Origin of the sequence: Sphingobacterium sp. UBA7253 (genome assembly GCF_002472745.1) — a bacterium.
Taxonomy (GTDB): domain Bacteria; phylum Bacteroidota; class Bacteroidia; order Sphingobacteriales; family Sphingobacteriaceae; genus Sphingobacterium; species Sphingobacterium siyangense.
In genome coordinates this window covers 3,227-5,924 of the sequence record NZ_DKSP01000234.1, presented here as the reverse complement: position 1 = coordinate 5,924, position 2,698 = coordinate 3,227, and the positions used below count along the sequence as shown (strand labels likewise).

The window sequence follows — 2,698 nt, the reverse complement described above, 5'->3', positions numbered from 1 at the left end:
TGAATAATTAACAAGAATTGATTAATTAAATTTTGCAACATGGCACTATTTCAATTGAACAATCAAAGCTTACCAGCAGAGTCATCGAGCTACTCTATCCCAACTACAACACCTGTATGTAGTGGGAATGCCCGCATCTGTACCATCAATGCGAACGATGATGGTTCTGGACATCCAGAATTAGATCCAGCAATACTTGGTGAAATGGTAACTGCTTTAAATAACAGGGCTAATACGCCAAACGTAAAGCTGAAGGCATAACCTCATTAAGAGGTTAAGTCCAAAAGGCCGAAGGGTAGCTTCGGCCTTTATCTTTATTTAGCCACAACGAATAGTGTCAGTATTTTCCTTTTTGCCACTTTTAGCCCATAACCATTGATTTTTAATACATCTTTTAAACTTTCAAAATCTTGAACTGCACCTCCTTTAATAAGAACATCCTTATCTTCAATTTTATCCAACACAATTGGCGGAAAATCCGGATTAAATATCTCAAGCATGTTTAACCATATCCCCAAACCTATTTTCTTATTGCCGAGAACTAATTTTTTACCTACATTATTTACAGACCAAACATCAGCTATATGTTGATCCAAATGCGCCTCTATCCCCAGTCTGTTCGATAGGTCTGTCAAAATTGATCTGTACAACAACTCTTGATTCATACCTTTGGCCCATGTAGATTCGTAGCAGATGCTATATTTTTGCAACCATATAGACATAGGCATCGTGTCAGGTTTATCATATCGTTCCAAATTTGGCACATTTAACACAATACGCTCCTTCTTCATCAATGGCAGTGGAATAATTTTATTAAACAAAAAATTCAATGTACCAATTACTGGTGCATTAGTAATCCTTACGCGTACTTTATTGCCAACCGTATCTACCTCGTACTGTGTAGTAGCTCCATTTTCAAAAGCACTAATCCTGCTGCTAAAAAATCGTTCGTCACTCTTTGCTATTGTTTCTTTAACCTGAAAGAAATCATTTTTTATTGGCCAATTTGATACATCGTTCCCAGCGAGCACCTGCCTCACATTCTCTTCTGTCAACATATCTCCCATTGTAATTGCAATCAATTTGCCTTTATATATCCATACAACATGCGATACAGACTGATAGGGAAAAATTTTACTAAGCACCGTATCTTCGACACCAATTGTTAGCTGATTTCCACGGACATATTCATTTTTACTAAAAAAGGATGCTGCACGCTCTATTTTCTCCGACGTCACAGGAATAATTTTAACATTCTCGCCAAATAAACTTTGGATCCTGTTATTTTTAGGCATAGCCTCTATACATGAAGTGCAATATGTAGTCAGAAAATCTATAATCAGTAATCTGTCATCATAATTTTCAAAATCAACGAGACTATCACCTAGCGCCTTCACTTTGAGATCAAGTTTAATTTCTGAACCGATCTTAGTACCTGTTTGACATAAACCTATTTTAAGGTTCAGCCATGAAATAATGAGAATTAAAATATATTTTTTCATTGATGTATGCGTTATGTTTTGAAATTGAATTAATGACTATATATGTCCTATCGGAATCTTTAGCGTGGATTTTGAATAATTTCGGGGGCGTATTCCATTACTCCAGATGGTATTAAAAATGTAAATCTTGGATCTCCTGCGTTTAAATAATAAGTTTCACCGTTAATGATTCTCTTTAAGTTAATATTTCCACCGTAGCTATTTAAACGACGAATATCAGACCACCTTAGATTACGCATAATCAACGACTTACGTCTTTCTTCCAAAATTTTAGACAAGACAGACTCTTTCATATTAGATGAGAAGGGAACATACGTATTGGTTTTCCAACGTGTCTGCATCAGTGCATTAAATACTTTTAGTCCCTCTTGCAACTTATTTGTTCTGACCAGTGCCTCTGCATAATTTAAATACACCTCATCCAACCCAACCCCCGCAAAAGAAGCCGCATTAATATCCCCATCATACCTTCCTTTGAAAGCATAGGTGCCGTTATTGTTATTCTTAAAATAAATACCTTTGCGCAAATCATCTGATAAATAAGATTTATAAAGCATACTATCTATCTTTGAAACACTCGGATTTAGACAAACGCTCGTCAATGTAGTGGCATGAAATAAAACCTCAGGATTAAAACGACCAAAAGGATTTGCTGCAGCTGCATTAACTGTATTATAGTCGAGTAAGCCAACGCCTTGATTTAAAACTTCTTTTGAAGCCGATATTGCCAGCTCAAAATCCGAAATAACTAGACCTATCCTACTCAATGTTGCCCAAGCAGCTAATTTAGTAGGACGAGTCTTATAAATAGCATCAACAGGAAGCAATAACACGGCTTCATTTAGATCTGCAACAATTTGTCTATAGGTTTTTAACAGATCTGAACGCACAGACACATAATCTATCGCTGAACTAAACCTTAGAACTAGTCCTAATGTCTGTTCCGCCGATTCGGGGCGATAAGTTGGCGCAAACACAGGTGCTAATTGAGATAGTGCATAAGATCTAAAAAATAAAGCTTCGCCTTTCAGACGATCATATCGTGCCCTATCATCTTCTCTTTTCAGCTTATTTAGTATCTCCAGTACTTGGTTTGCAGCCATAATAGCTTTGTATGAACTAGACCATTGATTTGTAGCAAAGTTTGTATTTGGATTCCATAGGTACGCATTTCTATCTGAAATACTTGTTAGTGC

General features: G+C 36.4%; 3 protein-coding genes. 1 reads left to right on the top strand and 2 read right to left on the bottom strand.

All coding sequences use genetic code 11. The annotated features are described in order from the left end of the window. The first annotated feature begins 39 nt into the window (after positions 1 to 39). Positions 40 to 261: a hypothetical protein gene (locus B2X72_RS24760; RefSeq protein ID WP_286851928.1), complete on the top strand. Its 222-nt coding sequence runs from the start codon at positions 40 to 42 to the stop codon at positions 259 to 261. 53 nt (positions 262 to 314) lie between these two features. On the opposite strand, the gene B2X72_RS24755 is transcribed toward B2X72_RS24760, so the two are convergent. Together B2X72_RS24755 and B2X72_RS24750 are read right to left on the bottom strand one after the other, a co-directional pair. Further along, positions 315 to 1,502 carry a TlpA family protein disulfide reductase gene (locus tag B2X72_RS24755; RefSeq protein ID WP_286851927.1) on the bottom strand — a complete coding sequence of 396 codons (1,188 nt, stop codon included), beginning with the start codon at positions 1,500 to 1,502 and terminating at the stop codon, positions 315 to 317. 59 nt (positions 1,503 to 1,561) lie between these two features. Next, the coding region (locus B2X72_RS24750) for a RagB/SusD family nutrient uptake outer membrane protein (protein WP_286851925.1) at positions 1,562 to 2,698 on the bottom strand (1,137 nt) is incomplete at its 5' end.

Excerpts from the sequence above, each read along its gene's own strand:
- B2X72_RS24755 (WP_286851927.1), bottom strand. The coding sequence starts at position 1,502 with ATGAAAAAATATATTTTAATTCTCATTATTTCATGGCTGAACCTTAAA.
- B2X72_RS24760 (WP_286851928.1), top strand. The coding sequence starts at position 40 with ATGGCACTATTTCAATTGAACAATCAAAGCTTACCAGCAGAGTCATCG.